The 5668-nt window shown below is 49.8% G+C and carries 7 protein-coding genes; 4 read left to right on the top strand and 3 right to left on the bottom strand.

From position 1 onward, the window contains the following. Positions 1-96 precede the first annotated feature (96 nt). Positions 97-276, bottom strand: a complete 180-nt coding sequence (locus C1I60_RS17195) for a hypothetical protein (RefSeq protein WP_252361758.1) — start codon at positions 274-276, stop codon at positions 97-99. Between the two features lie 397 nt (positions 277-673). Then, entirely contained in the window at positions 674-1252 is a 579-nt protein-coding gene (locus C1I60_RS17200; protein ID WP_137062839.1) for a hypothetical protein, read from the bottom strand. Positions 1253-1766: 514 nt separating this feature from the next. Between C1I60_RS17200 and C1I60_RS25760 the strand changes: the two genes are divergently transcribed. From C1I60_RS25760 to hrpB, 3 genes are all read left to right on the top strand, one after another. After that, a complete protein-coding gene (locus C1I60_RS25760; protein WP_137062927.1) occupies positions 1767-1976 on the top strand; it encodes an XRE family transcriptional regulator in 210 nt (69 codons plus the stop codon). A gap of 130 nt (positions 1977-2106) precedes the next feature. After that, positions 2107-2481: a DnaJ family domain-containing protein gene (locus C1I60_RS17215; protein ID WP_137062840.1), complete on the top strand. Its 375-nt coding sequence runs from the start codon at positions 2107-2109 to the stop codon at positions 2479-2481. 132 nt (positions 2482-2613) lie between these two features. Further along, positions 2614-5148, top strand: coding sequence for an ATP-dependent helicase HrpB (gene hrpB, locus C1I60_RS17220; protein ID WP_137062841.1), 2535 nt, complete (start codon positions 2614-2616; stop codon positions 5146-5148). On the opposite strand, the gene C1I60_RS24560 is transcribed toward hrpB, so the two are convergent. Next, the gene (locus tag C1I60_RS24560; RefSeq protein ID WP_170970835.1) at positions 5145-5291 is read right to left on the bottom strand and encodes a hypothetical protein; all 147 of its coding nucleotides are present in this window, start codon (positions 5289-5291) and stop codon (positions 5145-5147) included. The two genes, hrpB and C1I60_RS24560, sit on opposite strands and share 4 nt — an antisense overlap. A gap of 145 nt (positions 5292-5436) precedes the next feature. Here C1I60_RS24560 and C1I60_RS25765 point away from each other — a divergent pair. Next, positions 5437-5668: general stress protein (locus C1I60_RS25765; RefSeq protein WP_252361759.1), on the top strand; the 232-nt coding region annotated here is incomplete at its 3' end.

A 5668-nucleotide genomic window follows, 5' to 3' on the forward strand; every position in this document is an offset into this window, starting at 1 on the left:
ATTTGTTTTTTGTAGCCGATATTATATGTCGCACTCTATATGAGAGTGTGGAATGGCTCTGGTGATGCTTGGTTACAGAGGCTCTGCTGCTGCGAGCTACTTGAGCACTGGCGGCGTAGCGATGAGCGGGCCTTTCGACCTGTTGCCTTGAACATAAGCCTTGACCTCGTGGGTATAGTAAATAACGCCTTGACCCTCAACAACTGGATAGCCGCTCATGTCATCAGTTAGTGAAGTTTGTACATGTTTGCCAGTGCTGCTTGGCATGTTTCTCATCGTGAAGATGCAGGATGCCTTCTGAATCCAAAAATGCGAAACGTGGTAGTGTAGTAGACATGGTTCATCTCTTCCTAATACGGTATTTCGAAAAATCAAAAAGGCCGGCAGATTGGCCGACCTGATCACTGAAGCGTTGCGCCTCGATTCGTCTTATTTGATTTTCCATATTACAAATTTACCACATCAGAAGTCCAATGGCGTGCAATTAAACGGACAATTTCCGGTCAAAAAGCGGACACGAATTATTTAGATGTGTTTGCTCTAAATTAAATGAGCTTTTTTGTGCATCAGGTACCTTGAGCTGACTAGATGTGTAAAAGACAAGTCCTACTAATATGAGAAAAATCGCCATGATGATAATCAAAGTCCATATTATTAATTTTTTCATTTTCAGTTACTCCATATATCCCAACGTATAATTAGTTCCGTCAGAATAGCCAGTTGTATCGAAACGGAAGCTACCTGTTTGCCATTCATATCCTTTTATCGGCCCTACCCCATATGAGAAAACGGCTTCACCTTTAAAGCGGTTATTAATTATAGATTTGTTTGCATAGAGCAAAGTTGTTTGACATAACGGATTAATGTTTTTAGCTACATAGGCATTATAAGAGATTGTCTGGACAACTTTATCTTTTGATTTGTCATAAGAAAATGATCCGGTCGCTTTATATTCCAATAACTCTATTCCAAACAAGGTCGCAACTCTTGAGTACGAAACGGTTGCTTGTTGTACCGCCGCAGGCTGAATGATGGTCTGGGTTTCGATCCCCTCTGGTGTTTTTTGATCAGGACCTTGAAGCGCTTCAAATAAAAATTTAGGATCACTTAGAGTCGCAACAAATTTTTCTTGCTGCTCTTCGGTAAGTGCTTTGAATTGTTCGAGTGCTTTCTGAGCATCGGTAACTGCACTTTTGGCATCCAAAGTCTGTACACCAAGTTTGGTTGCTGTACTAGAATCATAGTTTTGCAAGAAATTGATATACTGCTCTTTGGTAAGAGGTTCGACAGAAGTATCCGCAGCATGTGAAACCCCAGCTAATTAAGAAAGAAGTTAATAATAATGCAACAGACATAAATACGCTAAAAGGCGACGACTACCCGACATCTTCATATTCATTCCATTATTTCCTAATAAATATATAAATGCAGATATTATGATATCATATTTCCAAATTTTTGTATCGTAGATTTAGATTTTTCGATGAATTAATACTTTAGCACTAAAAAGAACAGGTCGGCTGATTACTGATTACCGATCTGTTCTTTTTATTATGAAACTACAATTCCTCCCGATACAAGAGAATTTTCATAAGTGTACCGTGTCAGCTTTAGTGCTCTGGCTAAAATATCGATTGCATCGGTCTTGATCCGCCGAAAAGGGCATTATCCCTCGTCTGTGTGCTGATCGCACTGGTGGACTGATGCTTTCTATGTGAATACGCCTGCGTTATTGCCGCTTCGCGCTGTACAAAACCAATCTGCCGATTTTTTTATTCTCTTCCCTATTATCACGTTACAGACTCCCTTTTGGGTGGAAAATTAAACAAAAGCTGGTTGAGAAACAAATTGACCAGAAAACATTTTGTGAGACATATCATATACCACCTAGCCGATTGTCCAATCTCATTCACGGAACGCGTAGGGCCAAGAAACATAGAACACAAGTATCCCAATTGCTTGGAATAGAAGAGTAATCCTCCCCTCTTTCCCTTTTTCCCATGAATGCAGGACATCTTCTGGAGATTTATGCTACAGTGACGAAAGACCCCATTTTTATGATCCAATATGGTTGTACATATGTTTATATAGGAGTTGAGTTGATCTATGGGAATGTTCTCCAGAATGGCCGAGCAAAAAATTACCGAAGCGATGGCGAAAGGCGAGTTTGATAATCTGTCAGGAGCGGGCAAGCCGCTGATTATTGAGGATTTATCACATGTTCCAGAGGAGCTGCGTATGTCGTACAAGCTACTGAAAAATGCGGGCATTTTACCGGAGGAGCTTCAATTGCAAAAGGAGTGCGTCCAGCTACGCGATTTGCTCCATGCTTGTCGTGAGGCGGGAGAGCAACAGCGCATTCGTCGCAAGCTGACTGAAAAATCGCTTCGTCTACGCATGCTGCTGGAGGAAAGAGGGCTGAACGCTTCGTCGGTATTTTATGAATATGAGCTGGCTGTGCGTAAGCGGTTGGAGGGATAGAATCGTAGCTTCGTCATTCAAAATATAATAATTGCAGGTAGTGAAAAATTCACAATAGGAAAAGCAAATTCGTTGTTCATATAGAAACAACACTTAGATTCTACGCATCCGCGTATCATTGGAGAGATTTCATTGACAGATACAGATAAACAACTGCCTATCATTCAAATTATTCCCGAGCTTAAAAATGCGCTGCAATCCCATTCCGCTGCCGTATTGATTGCACAGCCGGGCGCAGGCAAAACGACGGTTACGCCACTTGAATTGCTGCACGAGCCGTGGCTGGCGGGGCAAAAAATATTGATGCTGGAGCCAAGGCGCTTGGCGGCACGTGCAGCGGCGGCGCAATTGGCGAAGGCGCTGGGAGAACAAACCGGGCAGACGGTGGGCTACCGGGTTCGCATGGATACAAAAGTAGGGCCGAATACGCGGATTGAAGTGGTTACGGAGGGCGTGCTGACCCGAATGCTGCAAAATGATCAGGCGTTGGAGGGAATCGGCCTGATCATTTTTGATGAGTTTCATGAACGTAGCCTGCATGCAGATTTAGGCTTGGCGCTTGCCCTGCAAAGTCAGGCATTGCTGCGGCCTGATTTAAAAATATTGATCATGTCTGCCACACTGGAGGCCGAGCCTGTATGCCGTCTATTGGGGGATGCTCCATTACTGGAATGTCCGGGTACGGTATTTCCGGTAGAGACACTTCATATACCCAAGCCTTCATCGACTACGTTAGAATCCTTTACGGCAGAGACGGTAGACAAGGCGCTTCATGCTCATGAAGGCGATCTGCTGGTATTTCTCCCGGGAGCCAGAGAAATTCATAGAACGGAACGTGAGCTGGCTTCAAGGAATTTGCCTACACACGTCAAGGTTATTCCGCTGTACGGCAGTATGAAGCTGGAGCAGCAGGATGAAGCGATACGCCCGTCGGCTTCGGGCAGCCGAAAAGTCGTATTGGCAACCTCGATTGCCGAGTCCAGCTTGACGATAGCCGGGATTACGGTCGTAATAGACAGCGGGCTGTCGCGGGAATCCGTTTTCTCCGCGCGAACCGGCATGAGCCGTTTGACCACCGTCAAGGTGTCCAAAGCCTCCGCCGATCAGCGGCGCGGCCGGGCGGGCCGCCTTCAGCCGGGCGTATGCTACCGGCTGTGGAGCGCGCAGGAGCACGCCGCGCTCCCCGATGCCAGCCGCCCGGAAATCGCGGCGGCGGATCTGGCCCCGCTCGCGCTGGAGCTGGCCGCCTGGGGCGTCCGCGAGCCCGCCGAGCTGGCCTGGCTGGATGCCCCGCCTGAGGCGGCGTACCGCCAGGCCACGGGCCTGCTGCGCCAGCTCGGCTGCCTGGATGTCGCAGCCGATGGCACGGCAGGCGGCATCACCGCGCACGGACGCGAGGTGTCCGCCTTGGGCGCACATCCGCGCCTCGGGCACATGTTGCTGCGCGCGGCAACCCTCGGCTTGGCGCCGACCGCCAGCCGCCTCGCTGCGCTGCTGCAAGAGCGGGACCCGTTCCGCACCCATGGCGGAACGGATTTGCGCCCGCGGCTGGACGCACTGCGCGAGGCGGCTCACGCCCGCAGCACGCACAGCCTGCTGCGGGCGGCAGACGATACGGTGATTCGCCGTATCGTGCAGGAGAGTCGGCAGCTATTAGCCACGCTGCCGAAAGCAGCCGCAGGGCAGGACGAGCCTGACGGCTCCGCGGCCTGCGGGCTGCTGCTGGCCTTTGCGTATCCGGACCGGATCGCGCAGGGCCGGGGGGATGGCCGCTTTTTGCTGAGCGGCGGCCGGGGTGCGCGACTCCGACAAGTGGAGTGGATGTCGCGTTCGTCCTATCTCGTCGCCGCCGAAGTGGACGACGAGGGAGCGGACGGTGCCATTCAGTTGGCGGCACCGATTGAACTGCAAGAGCTGATCGAGCATTGCAGCGAATTGCTGCTGGAGCAAGCAAATGTATATTGGGACAGCTCAGCGTCAGCAGTGAGAGCGCGTAAGGTATTACAGCTCGGCTCACTTGTTTTAAAGGAAACCTCCTATGAGCGTCCTCCGACAGAGGAAATCGCTGCCGCCTTGATGCAGGGTGTGCGTGAACGCGGTCTAAAGCTGCTGTCCTGGAATCGGCAAACCCTCCAGTTGCAGGCGCGTTTGATTTTTATGCATTTCTCATCGCCCGAGGATTGGCCAGACAGCACCGAGCCAGCATTACTGGATTCACTGGACTCGTGGCTGCTGCCCTTTGCCCTTGGAGCCAAAAATGTATCCGATCTGCAACGGCTGGACGGTGCTGCCTTGCTGCTGGGCCGACTGGATTGGGAACAGCGGCAGCAGCTTGAGCAGGAAGCGCCGACGCATATCCGTGTGCCCAGCGGTTCCCGTATTCCTGTCGATTATTCCAATCCCGAGGCGCCCGCACTGGCAGTGCGGCTGCAAGAGTTGTTCGGTATGCGAGATACACCGCGTATTGGACGCGGACGCGTGCCAATCGTGCTGCATCTGCTGTCACCTGCGCAACGACCTGTACAGGTAACTTCCGACTTGTCGAGCTTCTGGAGCGAGGGTTATTTTGAGGTCAAAAAGGATCTAAAGGGCAGATATCCCAAGCATTATTGGCCGGATGATCCGTTGGAAGCTGTGGCGACCAACAGAGCAAAGCCAAAGCGTTAAACAGCAGCTGTTTTGTCCAAATCAACACTGAACTCGAAAAATTCACATAAAAATGGAGTAGGCTGAATGGTGCAGTAACGTTCATTCAGGAAATCCGGGGATAACAGGGATGGGAACATCATCTGACTGCGTAGTGGCTCCATATGTAACTTTCCAGTATAGCTTATAGAATGGTTTAAATTTCAAAGTAATCGTTTTTTTGAATTTTCATAAAATCGTTTAAACGTCAGGACAGCCGGGTAATGAAGGACGAACCACTCAACACCAAAATATTGGGAGGTAACTACCATGGCTAATAACATAAACGATTATAACGAAAAGAAAATTGTCGGTGTTTTTGATACAGAGCAGGAAGCATCTCGTGCGATTGGACAATTGCAGAGCAGAGGCATTCCAAGCAGTGAAATTTCCGTCATCACACGTGACCGTGACGAGCTGAGGACGATCAGTAAAGAGACAGGTACCAAAGCACCGGAGGGTGTAGCGACAGGTGCGGCTACAGGCGGAGTTGTAGGCGGGG

This window comes from Paenibacillus terrae (genome assembly GCF_005217525.1).
Lineage (GTDB): Bacteria > Bacillota > Bacilli > Paenibacillales > Paenibacillaceae > Paenibacillus > Paenibacillus terrae_C.